1 pseudogene is annotated in these 283 nt (G+C 66.4%); it reads right to left on the reverse strand.

The features are described 5' to 3' along the window. Positions 1-283 (reverse strand): annotated as a pseudogene (locus tag OO60_RS44385) (lipoyl synthase); the annotation flags it as partial.

Below are 283 nucleotides of genomic sequence, written 5' to 3' on the forward strand. Positions count from 1 at the left end.
GTTCGACTTCGTCACCAACCCGGCCTCACGCGCCGCCGTGATGACCTCCAACGACCGCGCATACCGGAACCCCGGACGAATACGCTTGAAAATCCGCGGAACCGTCTCCACGTTGTGCGCCAGCACCTCCGGCCGCGCCCCGAACACCTCAGCCAGCTGCGCAGGATCCGCGTTGAAGTCCGGAATCAGCAGCTCGACACCGGTGCCGGGGTTCAACGCGTGGATCTGACGCACGGTCTCGGCGTACAGCCACGCGCCGCCGTCTTCCAGATCGTCGCGAGCG

Origin of the sequence: Amycolatopsis vancoresmycina (assembly GCF_000716785.1) — a bacterium.
Taxonomy (GTDB): domain Bacteria; phylum Actinomycetota; class Actinomycetes; order Mycobacteriales; family Pseudonocardiaceae; genus Amycolatopsis; species Amycolatopsis vancoresmycina.